The organism is Cobetia sp. BL01 (assembly GCF_056493605.1).
Genome location: NZ_JBVBEE010000001.1, coordinates 847,387 through 863,732, shown reverse-complemented (window position 1 = coordinate 863,732; position 16,346 = coordinate 847,387). Strand labels below are relative to the sequence as shown.

Sequence of the window (16,346 nt, the reverse complement as noted above, 5' to 3'; positions counted from 1 at the left end):
CCCGACATGAGTGAGACGATCATTCTGGTGATGGCGGCCGGTCAGAGTCGCCGTTTTGGCAGTGACAAGCGTCAGGCTTGTCTGGCGGATGGCCAGACACTGTTGATGGCGACGCTTTCGCAGGTCATGTCCTGTGAGGTGGACTGGCGTCTGCTGTTGCGTGAGGACGATGATCCCGCCGCACTGCTGGGAGATGACTTCGCGCGTGAGCATGCCCGGCGAATCTGGCGTGCGCCGCAGGCGGGCAACGGCCTCGGCGCCAGTCTCGGCGATGCCTTCCGTCAGCTGAGTGAGGACGCCACCCTGGCGCATGTGCAGGTGGCGGCGGTATGGCTGGCGGACATGGCGCGGATCACGCCGCAGACCTTTCACGCCTTGCACCGTGAGGCGAGTGCGGAGCATGTGGTGCGGCCGGTACTGACAGGCGAGAAGGGCAGGCCCGGGCATCCGGTGCTGTTCGGGCGGACGCTATGGCGTGAGCTGGCAGCGCTTGAGGGCGGTGAGGGTGCGCGGGAAGTGATCCTTCGACATCGTGATGCCTTGCGTGAGGTGGTCGTCAGCGATGCCGGCATTCTCGACGATATCGATACACCGGCGATGCTGGCGGAAAGGCGGCGAAGTCTCCCACCCCCAAATGCCTGAGCAAGCGTTGGGCGGCAAGCCATCGCGCCAGACACAAGGACGCCCCGTCACCTTCAGGTGACGGGGCGTCCTTGTGTCTGCTCATCCGCATTCTACAGCGTGCGCACGTCCAGCAGCTTGATGCGCTGGATGCGTGGCTCACCCCAGCTCAGATCCAGCACCCACTCGGCATCGAAATGCGTGTGCAGCACGCTGCCGTCGTGATGCGCGGCGCGGTGCTCGCCGCCCATGCGCAGGGTGGCCGTGTCGAGACTCTCGCGTCGGGCACGTACCCAGCCCAGTGCATGACTGTTGATCAGCAGATCATCACGGCGCTGTTCCCAATTGGTCAGGAATTCGCTGCCAGTGAGCGTCTCATCCAGCAGCTGGATCACGGCATCGTCTCCCAGCAGCTCGGCCAGCTCGAGGGACGGCGCCAGGCGGTTGAGCAGAGAGAACCAGCGATGCGCGAAGTTCTCGAGTTCAGCCTCAAGGGCCAGATCATTGAAGGTATCGGCGTACATGCTACCCGCTCCCGAGTATTGAACAATGTAGGTTCGGCGGTGTGCCGAGACGATGCGGCGAGGCAAGCCAGTGCGGCGAATCATCTCGCGTCGCCGCACTGGCGGTGTGGTCCGTGAAGCCCCGGCTTCTCTAGGTACGCTTCTCGACCATCCTGCGGATGCCGACATAGAACAGTGGCGTCAGCAACAGGCCGAACACGGTGACGCCGATCATGCCGGAGAACACCGCCACGCCCATCGCCTGGCGCATCTCGCTGCCGGCACCGGTGGCCAGTACCAGCGGCACCACGCCGGCGGTGAAGGCCACCGAGGTCATCAGGATGGGCCGCAGCCGCAGGCGACAGGCCGTCAGCACGGCATCCAGGCGACTCTGACCTTCATGCTGCTGCTCACGGGCGAACTCGACCAGCAGGATGGCGTTCTTGCAGGCCAGCGCCACCAGCACGATCAACCCAATCCGCGTGAAGATGTTGTTGTCGCCTCCCGTCAGCCACACGCCAGCCAGTGCCGACAGCAGCGTCATCGGCACGATCAGGATGATCGCCAGCGGCAGCGACCAGCTCTCGTACTGGGCAGCCAGCACCAGGAACACCAGCAGCACCACCAGCGGGAAGATATAGATCATGGTGTTGCCGGCCAGCACCTGCTGGTAGGTCACCTCCGTCCACTCGTAGCCGATGCCCTGGGGTAGATTGGCTGCCAGCACTTCCTCGATGGCGGCCTTGGCCTGATCACTGGAGACACCCGGTGCCGGCGAGCCGTTGATGTCGGCGCTGACATAGGTGTTGTAGTGCATCACGCGGTCCGGCCCGGTGGTCGGCGTCACCTTGACGAAGCTGCCCAGCGGAATCATGCGCCCGTTGTCGCTGCGCACCTTGAGATTGCGGATGTCATCCGGGTCGAGACGCGCCGACTGCTCGGCCTGGGCGCGTACCTGATAGGTACGCCCGAAGCGGTTGAAGTCATTGACGTACAGCGAGCCCATGTAGATCTGCAGGGTCTCGAAGGCGCGTTCCACCGGGACGCCCATGATCATCGCCTGCTCGCGGTCCACATCGATGTCGTACTGCGGCACCTGGATGCGGAAGCTGGAATAGACGCTGCTCAGGCGCGGGTCGGCATTGCCCTTGGCGGTGATGGTCTGCACGGCGGCGAACAGCTGATCGAAGCCCTGGTTGCCGCGGTCCTGCAGCTGCAACTTGAAGCCGCCCGTGGTCCCCAGACCCAGAATCGGCGGCGGCGGGAAGACGGCGACGAAGGCTTCGTCGATGCCGGCAAACTTGCGGTTGAGCTCGGCGGCGATCGCCTGGCCGGAGAGCTGGGGCGACTGGCGATCCTCGAAGTCATCCAGCGGCGTGAACAGGATGCCGGAATTGGAGGCATTGACGAAGCCGTTCACCGACAGCCCCGGGAAGGCCACGGTATGGGCGACCCCCGGTGTCTCGAGTGCCAGCTTCTGCATCTCGTTGATGACCTCGGTGGTGCGATCAAGGCTTGCCGCGTCCGGCAGCTGAGCCATCGCGACCAGATACTGCTTGTCCTGTCCCGGGATGAAGCCGCCGGGCACGCTGTCGAACAGCTTGCCGGTGGCGCCGAGCAGGGCCAGATAGATCACGCCGACGATGACACCGAAGCGCAGCAGCTTCTTGATCAGGCCGGTGTAGCCGTTGGACATGGCATTGAAGGCCCGGTTGAACGGCGCGAACAGCCAGCGTCCGAACAGGCCATCGATGAGGCGTGTCAGCCAGTCCGGCTTGGCACCGTGCGGCTTGAGCAGCAGGGCCGAGAGCGCCGGCGACAGGGTCAGTGAGTTGAAGGCCGAGATCAGCGTCGAGATGGTGATGGTCAGCGCGAACTGCTTGTAGAACTGGCCGCTCAGGCCGCTGATGAAGGCGGTGGGCACGAAGACCGCCGTCAGCACCAGCGCGATGGCGATGATCGGGCCGGTCACCTCGCGCATGGCGATCTGGGTCGCCTCGATGGGGGAGTGGCCCAGCTCGATGTTTCGCTCGACATTCTCCACCACCACGATGGCGTCATCGACCACGATACCGATGGCCAGTACCAGTCCGAACAGCGACAGCGTATTGATCGAGACACCCATCAGCTGCATGACCGCGAAGGTGCCGATCAGCGAGACCGGCACCGCGATCAGCGGGATGATCGAGGCGCGCCAAGTCTGCAGGAACAGGATCACCACGATCACGACCAGCAGGATGGCCTCGAACAGGGTATCGATGACCGCCTCGATGGAGCCGCGCACGAAGACGGTGGGGTCGTAGACGATGTCGTAGCTGACACCATCGGGGAAGGCATCGGACATCTCGCTCATGCGCTCGCGGACCGCATCCGACAGCGCGATGGCATTCGAACCGGGGCGCTGGAAGATCGGCATCGCCACCGCATCCTTGCCGTCGAGTTGCGCGCGCAGCGAGTAGCTGTCGGCACCCAGTTCGACACGTGCGACATCCTTCAGGCGCGTCAGGCGGCCATCCTCATCGACACGGATGACGATGTTCTCGAATTCCTGCGTGCTCTCGAGACGTCCGCGCACATTGAGCAGGCGCTGGAACTGGTTGTCATCCGGGGCGGGCTGGGCACCGACGGACCCGGCGGCGACCTGCTGGTTCTGGGCGCGCAGCGCACTGATCACGTCACCGGCAGACAGTCCACGCGCCGCCACGGCGTCCGGGTCCAGCCATACGCGCATGGAATACTCGCCAGCACCGAACAGGCGCACGTCACCGACGCCGTCGAGACGGGCGAGGTTGTCCTTGAGATTCAGGCGCGCGTAGTTGGATAGCCACAGCTGGTCATAGCGGCCATCCGGGGAGGTCAGGTGGACCACCATCGTCAGGTTGGGCGAGGCCTTCTCGGTGGTGATGCCGAGCTGCTGCACCTCCTGCGGCAGGCGTGGCGTGGCGCGTGCCACGCGGTTCTGCACCTGCACCTGGGCCTTGTCCAGATCCGTGCCCAGCGCGAAGGTCGCGGTCAGGGTCAGGTTACCGTCGGAGGTCGCCTGGGAGTCCATGTACAGCATGCCTTCGACGCCGGTGATTTCCTGCTCCAGCGGCGTGGCGACGGTCGAACCGATGACTTCCGGGTTGGCGCCCGGGTAGTTGGCGCGCACCACCACGGTAGGTGGCACGACTTCTGGATACTCGGAGATGGGCAGCTGGAACAGTGACAGCAGCCCCGAGATGACGATCAGGATCGACAGCACCGCGGCGAAGACCGGGCGCTTGATGAAGAAGCTGGAGACGTTCACGTACGGCCTCCTGCTGCCTGGCGGTCGGCCTCGGCCAGCGCCGCGGCATCCTGATCATTGTCGTGCGACGGCTGATCCTTCTGGTGTTGCGTCAGGCGAGCGACACGCTCGACGAGGGCCTTGAGGGCACCATTGTCGGACATCTCGACCAGCTTGGGCGTGATCGGCATGCCCGGGCCTGCCTTGGCGGGGCCGGCGGCCAGCACGCGATCACCGGCGGCCAGGCCATCGGTGACGGCACGCAGCGGGCCAAAGCGTGGGCCAGTGGTGATGCCACGGTAGGCGAGGGTGTCATCTTCGCCGATCACCAGCACGAACTGACGATCCAGATCGGTGCCGATGGCACGCTCCGGGATCAGCACGGCGTCGCGAATCTCGGGGGAGGCGATGCGCAGGCGCGCGAAGGCGCCCGGCCGCAGGGCAGGGTCCTCTGCGGTGAAGGTGGCGCCAATGCGCAGGGTACCGGTATCGATATCGACGCTGTTGTCGATGAAGTCGAGCTCGCCCTGGAACGGGAAGTCCTGCTGGCCTGCCAGCTGCAGTTCCACCGGCAGATGATCCTCGGCGGAGACGTCGGCAAAGTCCTGATTCCAGGTCAGCTCGCTGATGTCGATATAGGCGTCCAGCTGGCGGGTTTCCACCAGGGTGGTCAACACGCTCTGACCGGCTTGAACGGTATTGCCGCGCGTGATGCGGGCATTGGACAGTCGGCCATCGATCGGGGCACGCACCGTGGCGTAGTCGAGATCCAGACGGGCGCGCTCGAGCTGGGCGATGGCGGCCTTGAGCTGGGCGTTGAGACCGGAGACGCTGGTGCTGCGTGAATCGGCTTCCTCGCGGGAGATCAGGTTGCGCTTGACCAGGCTGGCCGCGCGTCCGGATTCACTGCGGGCGTTGGCCAGTTCTGCCTTGACGCGAGCCACCTCGGCTTCCAGACGATCAACCTCGGCCTTGAAGGGGCGCTGATCGAGGCGGACCAGCGGGGTGCCGGCGCTCACCTGACTGCCTTCGGTGAACAGGACCTCTTCGATTTCACCGCTCACGCGCGGGCGCAGCTGTACGCTCTGCGGAGATTCCAGGCGGGTGGTGTAAGTGTGCCAAGCCGCGACCGGCTGAGCCTTGGCCGCGACGACTTCCATCGTGGGAGGTGTCGGCTGGGCGCCAGCGGAAGCCTCGTCATCGCCTTCACTGCAGGCGCTGAGCGCAAGGAGACCGCCAAGGGTCAACAGCAGGGAAGAGGCGATACGAGAAAGGCGCGCCGGACGTGAAGGATGTCTCGACATGGGGGAGCTACCGTTGCAGGAGTGGGATGCTGGGCATCCTAGAGAGGCCGGGCAGACGGGATAAGCCCTCTCAGCCACACTGCTTTGGTTCTCAATTTGCACCAATTGTGCAAGGGGACGCGATGACTTGGCATCTGGCTCAGGCGTGGCGGGGGCTTGCTCTCATTCCCCGGCGGCGCTGATGAAGGGGCTGGGTCGGGAATGACCCTGTCTCAACGCAAAAGTCCCGCGGCAGATGCCAGCGGGACGTGTTGTCTTGCGTGTCACTTGCGCCTGTCAGCTCGCGCGCGTCATGACATGGGAGGCGATCTTACTTCTTCTCGCCGAAGTACTTGGTGTGGATGGTGTCGTAGGTACCATCGGCCTTCAGTTCCGCCAGTGCGCCGTTGATCTGCTCGGCCAGGTCCTTGTCACGCTTGCGCATGGCGATACCGAAGCCGTCGCCGAAGTATTTCTTGGGCTCGGTGACCACTTCCCCCACGGCCTTGTAGTTGCCGTTGCCGCCATCGATGAGGGTGGACTTGCCGACCGGGAAGTCGAGGAAGGCGATGTCGAGGCGACCCGCATCCATGTCCAGCACCAGGTCATCGGCGGTGGTGTAGCGCTTGACCTCGGCATTCTTGGCGTAGAGATCCGTGACGTAGTTGTCCTGCAGGGTGCCGCGCTGCACGCCGATGGCCTTGCCCGCCAGGGCCTCGGTGGAGGTGGCGCTCAACGCGCTGTCGGACGGCGCGAACCAGGCAGACGGCGGCGTGATGTAGGTGTCGGAGAACAGCACCTTCTCACGGCGTTCTTCGTTGATGGTCATCGAGGACATGATGGCGTCGTACTTGCGTGCCATCAGGCCGGGGATGATGCCGTCCCATGCCTGGATGACCCACTCGCAGTCGCGGTTGATCTTCGCGCAGATGGCATTGCCCAGCTCGATGTCGAAGCCGGTCAGCTCGCCGTCCGGTGTCTTGTATTCCATCGGCTCATAAGGCACATCGACGCCGATGCGCAGTGTCTCGGCGGCCTGTGCGCCACCGGCCATCAGTGCTGCACCCAGCAGGGAAATTCCCAGAAGCTTCTTCATGTCGTTCCCGTTCCTCGTTGTTGTTGGTCGAGCTGACGTGTCAGCGACACCAGACGCTCCCTGAAAAGGTATCAGGCGTCTGCGCCGATGAAGACAGGACTGTCGTCAGCCATTGTTCTCCACACTAGCCCAGTCCTGCGCTGTGGTGAAGGGGGAAAATGGTCGGATTCAAACGTTCGTTAAACGAGATGCATTGCTGGATCAGGAGTGAAAAACGAAAGAAGCGCCCGGCAAGAGGCGCTTCTTTCAGTTCAATTCAATGGTTTCAAGTGTGCCAGCAGACGTTTCTCCAGCTGCCTGAAGATGGCAATGATGGTGAAGGTCAGACACAGATAGATGGCGGCGACGAACAGGAAGGCTTCGAAGGGGGCATAGAAGCGTGCATAGATGTCACGCGCCGCCCCGGTGAGATCCAGCAGCGTCACCACGCTGCAGATGGCGCTGGCATGCAGCATGAAGATGACTTCATTGCCGTAGGCCGGCAGTGCACGTCGGAAGGCACTGGGCAGAATGATGCGACGCATCATCTTGCCCCGCGACATGCCATAGGCGCGTGCAGCTTCCATCTCGCCCTTGGGCGTGGACTGGATGGCACCATGGAAGATCTCGGTGGTATAGGCCGCGGTATTGAGCACGAAGGCCAGCAGCGCCGGGACGAAGGGGTCACGGAAGTACTCCCACAGCCAGGTGTCCTGAATGCTGGGGACATGCACGCTGGTGATTCCCAACGAGATGTCGAAGCCATCGAAGAACACCACTCCGTAGTAGATCAGGTAAAGCTGGATCAGCAGAGGGGTACCACGGAAGACATAGGTGTACAGGTAGACCGGCATCTTGATCCAGCGGCGGCGCGAGCCGCGCAGGATCGCCAATGGCACGGCCAGCACCAGCCCGATGATCAGCGACAGGAATACCAGCTGCACCGTGGTGACCAGCCCCTCCCAGTAGTGCCAGAGAGTGGTGGCGGTGAAGATGTAGTTGTCGCTCAGCACATCATCGAGCATCTGGCCAAGCTGGGCGATGATGCCTGTCGGGCCCGCATCGTTCAGTTGTTCCATGCGCTGGCCTCCCCGAATCCGGTGTTGTAGCGCTTCTTGAGGCGCGAAAGCCCCCATTCGGACACGGTGGCGATCAGCAGATAGCCCGCCGCGACCGGCAACAGGAAGGTGAAGGGCTCATGGGTCGCCTTGGCGGCCTCGCTGGCGACACGCACCATGTCGACCAGCCCGATCACCGACACCAGGGCGGTGGTCTTGAGCAGTACCATCCAGTTGTTGCCCAGCCCCGGCAGGGCGTGACGCATCATCAGCGGGAAGCGAATGCGCTTGAAGACCTTCCAGTTGCTCATGCCATAGGCACGTCCGGCCTCGATCTGGCCGGCATCCACTGCCATGAAGGCACCGCGGAAGGTCTCACCCATGTAGGCGCCGAAGATGAAGCCGATGGTGATGACGCCCGCGGTGAATTCGTCGACGTTGACGAAGACATCGATGTCATAGCGGTCATACAGCCAGTCGGTGACCATGTTGATGCCGATCTGACCACCGAAGAACAGCAGCAGCATCAACACGATGTCCGGTACGCCACGGATGATGGTGGTGTAGAGCGTCGCGATCCAGCGCAGTGGCGTGGAACGCGACATCTTGGCGGTCGCTGTCATCAGCCCGAGGGCGATGGCCAGCAGCTGGGCCAGCACGGCCAGCTGCACCGTGACCCAGGCACCCTCCAGCAGACTTGGCCCGTAGCCTTGTAGGTCGATCATGGGAATCCTCCCGTGAAGCGCCGTGCAAACCGCTCAGCGGTTTACTGGCTGTTGGCGGTCGCGGCGCTGGCGAAGTACTTGGCGTTGAGACGCTCGAGCGTGCCGTCGGCCTTCAGCGTGTCCAGTGCCTCGTCGATGGATTTCTTGAGATCACGATCGCGCTGCTTCATGGCGATGCCGAAGCCGTCACCGAAGTACTTCTTCGGTTCGCTGATGGCGCTGCCGGTATTGACGAAATTGCCATCATTGGCCTCGACCAGGGTGTCCTGACCGACCGGCAGATCAAGGAAGGCGACATCGACGCGACCGCTGTCCATGTCCAGCACCAGATCATCCAGCTTGGTATAGCGACGCACCTCGGCCACGCTGGCGTAGAGGTCGGTGACGTAGTGATCCTGCAGGTTGCCGCGCTGGACACCGATCACCTTGCCCTTGAGAGCCTCGGCATCGAGGCTGTCCGCGCCGGCCAGCGGGCTGTCCGCCTTGACGAACCAGCCGGACGGCGGCGTGAAGTAGGGCGCGGAGAACAGCACCTGACGTTCACGCTCCGGGTTGATGGTCAGCGCGGACATGATGACGTCGTACTTGCGTGCCATCAGGCCCGGGATGATGCCGTCGAAGTCCTGCTCGACCCACTCGCAGCGAGTGGCGAGCTGCTCGCAGATGGCATTGCCCAGCTCGATCTCGAAGCCGGTCAGCTCACCGCTCGGCAGCTTGTAGCCGAAGGGCGCGTAGGGCACGTCGATGCCGAGGCGCAGCGGGTCCGGCACATCGGCGGCCTGCACGGCGCCTGCCGAGATGGCGAGAGTGGAGAGACCGAGGGTGAGGCCCATCAGGGCGCGTGTCGCGAACTGTTTCATCACTTTCATTCCTGAAATCTCTTGCGCCTCGAGGCCTGCCGATGGCATGGCGCTCGCGGTGCTGAATCATGTGCCGGACACGGGATCACCGTGCCGGGGGAAGCGCCGGCGGACCGAGCGGTTGTTCAGAGCCGTCCGTCAGTCCTGTTCATCAGTCCTGCCTGTCAGTACTTGGGCGCCAGGAACTGCTTGAGTCGCTCTGACTGGGGATTGCCCAGTACCTCAGCCGGATCGCCGGCTTCCTCGACCAGACCCTGATGCAGGTAGACCACCTGACTCGAGACGTCGCGCGCGAAGCTCATCTCGTGGGTCACCACCACCATGGTGCGGCCTTCCTCGGCCAGATCGCGCATCACCTTGAGCACGTCACCGACCAGTTCCGGGTCGAGTGCCGAGGTCGGCTCGTCGAACAGCATCACTTCCGGCTCCATCGCCAGGGCGCGCGCGATGGCACCACGCTGCTGCTGGCCCCCCGACATCTGGGCCGGGTAGTAGTCGGCGCGTTCGAGCAGGCCGACGCGATCCAGCAGGCTGCGCGCGTGCGCGATGGCTTCTTTCTTCGGCTTGCCGAGCACGTGGATCGGCGCCTCGATGACGTTTTCCAGCAGGGTCATGTGTGACCACAGGTTGAAACCCTGGAAGACCATCGACAGGCGCGCGCGCATGCGCTCGACCTGACGCCAGTCCATCGGCTCGCGACCGCGGCGGGTGTCCTTGAAGCCGATCTGCTCGCCATGGACGAAGATGTCGCCACCGTCCGGCTGTTCCAGCAGGTTCATGCAGCGCAGAAAGGTACTCTTGCCGGAGCCAGAGGCACCGATCAGCGTGATGACGTCGCCCTTGCGTGCCTTGAGCGACAGGCCCTTGAGCACCTGATTGCTGCCGAAGGACTTGGTGATGTCGCGAACCTCGAGGGGCAGCACCTCGCGGTTCGGGGTCTCGATCCCGGGGGATGTCTTGGTCATGCCGTTACTCCGATCCAGACGCAGCGCATCGCTGCCTTGCCAGGCGGCGCGGGCGCGTCCTGAGTCTGCCGCAGGGCGGCACGGACCCGTGGGAACTTGTGCGTTGTCGACACGGCGGCACAGGGTGCATGACGTCGCCAGGCGAGCTGAATCTCGCTGGCAGCTGGCCATGTCGTCGCAGCCGCTCGAGTGGTATCACGGTCGTGATCGTGAAAGGGGGCAGATTCTACCAGCTCAACGCTGGGTTAACTGCTTCCTTGGAGCGTCGCCGGATACGACTTTGGTTGAGCGCGTGTCGGCAAGAGTCGCTGGCTGGCGACAGGAGGGACAGAACGGCAGGAATGCGTCATGAGTGGGGACCTTGTTGTCATTATTGGGGGCGCCCACCCTGCCGATGCGCCGTGCTGCGTGGGGCAGTACGGCGGTGGCTGGCGGGTGGGGCGCATTTCATGATCAGGCTGTCTCGGGGGGAGCACAGCTGGCCAGCAGCAAGGCGGCGCGGGCGCCGATCTCGACACTGGCATTGGGGAATACCACGCTCAGCGGCGTGTCCCCGATGATGCAGGGGCCCGCCTGCGCGTCCCGGGCGATCAGCGTGCCGGGGGCGAAGCGGGTGAAGTTGGCGACATCCTCGCTGAAGCACAGCGCGAAGTCTGCGGAGTGGCGCATCAGCTCCACTTCCACCTTGAAGTAATCCATGGCACCGGGATCAGACTCATCCGGCGGCGTTCCGGTGGCCAGAGCCGCGAGCAGGCGGGACATCGGCGCCAGTGCCGCCATGTCATTGGCGCCGAACGGACGCACCTGGCCCAGCTCCAGCGTGAAGGCATCGGCATCATGGTAGTGGCGCGAGTAGTGAGAGAAGGTCCAGCTGTGCTGATGTTGATGCAGCACGGCCTGGAGGCCGGCAGCGCTCAATATCGACCACTGTGAGGGACTGATGGCCTCTCCCTCGCTGAAGGGCACCACGGCAAAGCGCGGGTAGTGGCTGTCGCGGATCGCGGTATGCATGTCGTAGTGCAGGCGTCGCGTGCCATCGGCCGGCGGGAAGCGGGCGTAGAAGTCATCCACTGCCGCCATCAGCTGGCGGGCGCGTGCCGGCTCATCATCGGCTGGACAGTCATTGGCCTTGCCGGCAGCCGCGTTGCCGGCGTCCACCGAGATGGCGGTCGCCGTCTCGGTACGTCGGAACAGCCGATTGAGGTTGGTCGCATGGAAGCGCTCACCGGTGCGGATGGCGGGCAGGTTGCCCAGAATCAGCAGCAGCGGGGCACCGGCGATCAGGTGGCCGCTCTCGAGACCGGCGATCAGCTCACCCAGCAGTTCGATGGGCGCCGTCTCGTTGCCGTGAATTCCCGCCGAGAGCACGCAAGGACGAGCCGCAGGCCCTTGGGTGTCCGGACAGATCTCCAGCACGCCGGGGGCGACGATCTCATAGCGCCCACCGGGGATGCGTCCCATGCCACGCGCGCTGGCGTGGCCTTCGAGTGTCAGGTCAAGCCAGTCGGCAATCACGGGGTGGAGTGCTCCCTTGGGCTGTCCTGGCCGGTATCGGAAGATTCGGTCAGGTGGGTGGATTCGAAGATCTTGTCGGCACTGGCGGCCACGAAACCCTGATACAGCTTGCCGTCGGCATCCGGATAGCGACGGGCGAACTCGTAGTAGCAGGTCGCGATCTCGTGCTGCTCGCCGCCGGCGAAGGTGAAGGTCTGGCGGTCGGCGAGGGTGGAGGCCTGCTCAAGCAGGACCTCGGGTGAGCCCTTGATGCGTCCGCCGGCCGGATTGATGCCCAGGCCAAGCGCTTCCACGCGCGTCAGCACCTTGTCGAGCGTGTCATGACGGGTAAGTGCATTGACGCTGATGGTGAAGTGATTGGCGCGCAGGCCGATGATCGACAGCCAGGCCGCGTATTCGCTCTCCTCCATCAGACGCTGATACTGCTCGAAGGTCGGCGCGTCCCACAGGCGACCTGACCACAGCACGGAGGGCTGGGTGGCGGCATCCGGCGAGATCTGGCTGACCAGACCATCGATGATCGACTGGGCGCGCTCGGAAAGCTCATGACATTTCAGCTCGGAGAGGAAGACGCGCGGCATGTCGGGAGACGGCGGCAGATAGCCGAAGGCGCGCAGCTTCTTCTCGCGGAAGTCATAGGGGGCGAAGCGGGTGTAGCCGAGCGCCAGCAGATGAGGTTCCAGCGCGCTCAGGGTGATCGGCCCGCGGTCGAAGGTCCGGAAGGCCACGTGGTCGTTGACGATGGTCTCGCCGTCGGCCACGAAGGCATCCTGGATCTGTTGGGCCTGGGGCGTCATGGCGACGTAATCATCCCATAGGGCGCTGAAGAACTGCTGGATATCCATGGCACGAGCTCCCTCTGAACTGAGTTGCCCAGTGCAGCGAGGTGTCACTGACACTGGGCGACGGCATTTAGCGATTGGCAGCAGGGCAGCGCACTCGGCGAGACGCTGCCTCGGCAGATTGTCAGCTCACCATTGGCGAGCCGCTGGCGCGTGGCAAGAGGCAAGGTCGGTTGGATGAAAGCGGCTGTCCGCACCATGTAAACGTCACGTGTCGGTTTAGACCTTGGGTGGAGCCTGCGCCGTGAGCAAGCGCCTGCGTCATCAGCTCTCGCCGTCAGCGACGGGACATGTCTCACCCTGCTCGACCTTGATCAGTGAATCGGTGGCGAAGCCGAGCTCGGCGGCCTGATCGACCAGCGCCTGATAGGTGCCGTCATCCAGCTGCGGCTCGCGCGCCAGTATCCACAGGTAGTCGCGATCGGCACCGGCCACCAGCGACCACTGATAGTCATCATCCAGTGCCAGCACGTTGTAGCCACCATAGAAGGGGCCGAAGAAGCTGACCTTGAGGGCCGCGGTCTCGCTGCCCTGCGTGAAGTAGGCCCGCCCTTCGGCCTGACTCCATTCGCCCTTGTCGGCATCAAGGCCGCGATTGATGACGCGCACGCCGCCGTCCTCGCGGGGCGAGTAATCGGCGGTGACGCAGCTCAGTCCCTCCTCGAAGCTGTTGGGCAGGCGGGCGATCTCGTGCCATTGCCCGTAGTAGCGTTCGAGCTGGAAGTCCCCGACGGGCTGGGTGCCGGACGGGACACCGGCACAGCCGCCAAGGAGGCTGAGGCCAGCGAGCGAGAGGGCGAGATGCGGCAGGCGTGTCATTGGCGGGCTCCATGAGACAGGACGCCCCGGCGAATCGTCGCGGGGCGTCGTTACGTGATGAAAGGCTGCACAGGCATCCTTCTCTCATTGGGGCGTCTGCGGTTGTCTCAAGAGGGAGGGGGCATCATTCGTGGTGGAGGCTCACAGCACCAGGCGCAGCGGGTTGGCCGCGACCACTCGCCCGCGGCCACGTTGCTTGGCTTCATACATGGCACCGTCCGCACGCGCTATGATGGTTTCCGGCGTGGCACCGGAGAAGGGGAACAGACAGACGCCCACGCTGGCGCTGACACCGATGATCAGCGGCTCGCCGTCGACCTCGAGGTGGATGGGCCTGCTGATCGCGTCCACCAGACGATTGGCCAGTGTTTCCGGGCCCTGGCGGCTATCGCCTTCACGACTGATCAGCACGAGAAATTCATCGCCTCCCAGGCGGCCGACGATATCGTTGCCACGCAGGGTGTCTCCGAGTCGTTCGCCGATGATGCTCAGGACCTGGTCGCCGATGTGGTGACCATGGCGGTCATTGATGGGCTTGAAGCCATCCAGGTCGATGAACAGCGCAGCCTGTATGACGCCGGGTGCCTGGATGTCGAGCACCTGATCGAGATGCTCCATCAGGGCGCGTCGATTGAGCAGTCCGGTGAGCGAGTCGCGGGTCGCGTGGTCACGCAGATTGTCTCGCTCGTCGGTGACGTGACATTCGCGCAGGAACAGCAGGCGGCTCTGTCGCTCTCGCGAGTAGGCGCTCATGCCGGCCAGCAGGTTGGCGGACATCATGAAGAAGGCTTCGTTGGCTTCCACCAGCACGCCGGTACCACTGTGCAGGATCGCGCAGCTGGCGGTGCAGCCCATCCAGATCAGCAATCCGCAGGCCAGTGCATAGATGAACTGCAGCCCCAGCAGGGTGTAGGTCCAGAACACCAGCAATAGCAGACTGACGAAATAGGCCGGGAATTCACCCTCATGCATCTCATGGTGATCCACTGCGTGGTCATTGCCGAGATGGAACATGGCCAGCGTGCCCAGCGCCGCGCTCAGGGAGGCCAGGCACAGCAGGCCATTGACCCGGTGTCTGTATCGCGCATGGCGTGACAGCAGGAACAGGCTCAGGACACTGACGAGAATGCCGGCGCGCAGCAGCAGCAGGCTCTCGAAATGGTGGGTAAGACTTATCTCGATCAGCGCATAGGACGCGAACATCACACAGCTCAGCGGGATGGTGAACCGGCTGAGCTTGTGTGAGGTCTCGATCTGTTGTCGACGATAGCGTCGTTCCAGGGTGTCATCCGCAAAGCAGAGCGTCATGGGATTCATGGGCGGTACCTGAGTAGCCAGAGTCTCAGGATGCCATCGCCTTGCGTGGTCTGCTGCCGGGACTGGGCGAATTGAATCACTGAGCTTCAACGCTCGCGGGCCGTCGTCAGTCCAGCTGGCGCGCTGTGACGCGCAATGCCGATTCCACCATGTCGTAATCGACGTAGCAGCCTTGCAGGTGCCGGCGCCCGGTGGTCGGGTCGAAGGACCGGCGCCCATGCATCACGCGGCGGTTGTCGAAGGCCACCATCTGACCGGCCTCGAGCTTGAGGTGCAGGCGGAAGTCCGGTTCGCGCAGGATGCTCCAGTAGTGGCGGTAGGCGTCGTACCAGGCCTGCATCCGTTCCAGCGGCAGGCGCAGGCTATCGCGGATCCAGTTGTTGAAACGCACCTCGATGACCTTGCCGCTGGCATCCAGATGGATGACCGGTTCGCGCACCACGAGGTCGGTCTGCTCATCCGCGAAGCGAAAGTCCACCGGCGTCTCGGCCAGCAGGCGGAAGGCGGCAGGGTCACGCCGGCGCAGTTCCTCGGCGACGGCCATGCCGTCACCGAAGATCGACTCACCGCCCTCGGCGTCATTGACCAGGCAATAGAGCATCTGGATGTCCGGCGGCTGGCGCCAGTTGGGCAGATCCGTGTGCAGTTCCAGCGCGATGGGCGTGTAGGCGGCATTGTTGGGCGCCTGCTTGGAGAAGACCTCGAAGCGCCCGCCGAAGTTGGTGGCACGGATGGGGCCGATGGTGGCCGCGATGGCATCGATCTCACCGCCTTCACAGGTGCCGCCGTCCAGAATCGCGAAGCCGTCGCGGCACAGCGCTTCCAACCAGCCAAGTCGTGCCTGTCCACCGGCCATGTAGTCGGCAAAGGCGGTAGCGTGAGGCTGATGGCCCTGCTGCCAGGCGCGGCTTGAGGGGACCGGCGTGGCTGGCGGCGCATCACTCGGGCGACGTTGCAGCAACCAACCGGCATCGAAACGACTGGTGTGGCCGTCCTGCCAGATGACGACGAGATTGCCTTGCTCGACACGCAACTGATGCACCGTCAGGGCCGCATCATCCATGAGCATGAAGGTGCGCTCGAAGGTCTGCGGATGACGGCAGGCGTCGCAGGCGCAGTGATCACGCAGCCAGATCAGCGGAAAGCGTGCCTGATCCCCATCGGCCCAGCTCAGAGTCGCCAGTGCCTCGTCATGGGTCGCCTGAATCAGGGGAGTGCCGCGATGATGGGGCTGATATTCCTTCATGTCCCACTGATGACGCGTGCCGGCATCCGTCGCTGCCGTGTCGGTAGTGTCGGTAGTGTCGATAGTGTCGATAGTGTCGATAGTGTCGTTCGTATCGATAGTGTCGTTCGTCACGCTAGTGTCGCCAATACCATCAGTGTCGCTGGTACCGAAAGTGTCGGAATCAGATGCGGTGAGAGTCTCCATGGGCGCCTTCCTTGTCTCTGTCGGTGTCGGTGAGTCTTGTGCTGAGAGTGAGTCTATTGTCTT

General features: G+C 63.8%; 14 protein-coding genes. 1 reads left to right on the top strand and 13 read right to left on the bottom strand.

Going from position 1 to position 16,346, the window contains the following annotated elements:
* Positions 1-6: 6 nt before the first annotated feature.
* Positions 7-642 (top strand): nucleotidyltransferase family protein, encoded by a 636-nt coding sequence (locus ACZYGA_RS03600; RefSeq protein ID WP_077378295.1) that lies wholly within the window; start codon positions 7-9, stop codon positions 640-642.
* A gap of 92 nt (positions 643-734) precedes the next feature.
* On the opposite strand, the gene ACZYGA_RS03595 is transcribed toward ACZYGA_RS03600, so the two are convergent.
* From ACZYGA_RS03595 to ACZYGA_RS03535, 13 genes are all read right to left on the bottom strand, one after another.
* Complete coding sequence (locus tag ACZYGA_RS03595; protein WP_077378298.1) at positions 735-1,145, bottom strand: hypothetical protein; 411 nt, start codon at positions 1,143-1,145, stop codon at positions 735-737.
* Between the two features lie 130 nt (positions 1,146-1,275).
* On the bottom strand, positions 1,276-4,413 hold the full coding sequence (locus ACZYGA_RS03590) for an efflux RND transporter permease subunit (RefSeq protein WP_077378301.1): 3,138 nt from the start codon (positions 4,411-4,413) through the stop codon (positions 1,276-1,278).
* On the bottom strand, positions 4,410-5,696 hold the full coding sequence (locus tag ACZYGA_RS03585; protein ID WP_417285794.1) for an efflux RND transporter periplasmic adaptor subunit: 1,287 nt from the start codon (positions 5,694-5,696) through the stop codon (positions 4,410-4,412). The genes ACZYGA_RS03590 and ACZYGA_RS03585 overlap by 4 nt, the downstream gene beginning before the upstream one ends.
* Positions 5,697-6,006: 310 nt before the next feature.
* Complete coding sequence (locus ACZYGA_RS03580; protein ID WP_077378307.1) at positions 6,007-6,771, bottom strand: transporter substrate-binding domain-containing protein; 765 nt, start codon at positions 6,769-6,771, stop codon at positions 6,007-6,009.
* Positions 6,772-7,022: 251 nt separating this feature from the next.
* A complete protein-coding gene (locus ACZYGA_RS03575; RefSeq protein WP_077378483.1) occupies positions 7,023-7,775 on the bottom strand; it encodes an ABC transporter permease in 753 nt (250 codons plus the stop codon).
* A 41-nt stretch (positions 7,776-7,816) separates the two neighbouring features.
* Complete coding sequence (locus tag ACZYGA_RS03570; RefSeq protein WP_084207919.1) at positions 7,817-8,533, bottom strand: ABC transporter permease; 717 nt, start codon at positions 8,531-8,533, stop codon at positions 7,817-7,819.
* Between the two features lie 41 nt (positions 8,534-8,574).
* Positions 8,575-9,393, bottom strand: a complete 819-nt coding sequence (locus ACZYGA_RS03565; RefSeq protein WP_077378313.1) for a transporter substrate-binding domain-containing protein — start codon at positions 9,391-9,393, stop codon at positions 8,575-8,577.
* A 164-nt stretch (positions 9,394-9,557) separates the two neighbouring features.
* Complete coding sequence (locus ACZYGA_RS03560; RefSeq protein ID WP_077378316.1) at positions 9,558-10,358, bottom strand: ABC transporter ATP-binding protein; 801 nt, start codon at positions 10,356-10,358, stop codon at positions 9,558-9,560.
* 453 nt (positions 10,359-10,811) lie between these two features.
* Complete coding sequence (locus ACZYGA_RS03555; protein ID WP_191237640.1) at positions 10,812-11,873, bottom strand: succinylglutamate desuccinylase; 1,062 nt, start codon at positions 11,871-11,873, stop codon at positions 10,812-10,814.
* On the bottom strand, positions 11,870-12,718 hold the full coding sequence (locus tag ACZYGA_RS03550) for a DUF1338 domain-containing protein (RefSeq protein WP_176503231.1): 849 nt from the start codon (positions 12,716-12,718) through the stop codon (positions 11,870-11,872). The genes ACZYGA_RS03555 and ACZYGA_RS03550 overlap by 4 nt, the downstream gene beginning before the upstream one ends.
* 261 nt (positions 12,719-12,979) lie before the next feature.
* A complete protein-coding gene (locus ACZYGA_RS03545; RefSeq protein ID WP_077378325.1) occupies positions 12,980-13,534 on the bottom strand; it encodes a lipocalin family protein in 555 nt (184 codons plus the stop codon).
* Between the two features lie 141 nt (positions 13,535-13,675).
* Positions 13,676-14,851 carry a GGDEF domain-containing protein gene (locus tag ACZYGA_RS03540; RefSeq protein WP_141392307.1) on the bottom strand — a complete coding sequence of 392 codons (1,176 nt, stop codon included), beginning with the start codon at positions 14,849-14,851 and terminating at the stop codon, positions 13,676-13,678.
* Between the two features lie 106 nt (positions 14,852-14,957).
* Positions 14,958-16,283, bottom strand: a complete 1,326-nt coding sequence (locus ACZYGA_RS03535; RefSeq protein WP_240499651.1) for a TauD/TfdA family dioxygenase — start codon at positions 16,281-16,283, stop codon at positions 14,958-14,960.
* Between the last annotated feature and the right edge of the window lie 63 nt (positions 16,284-16,346).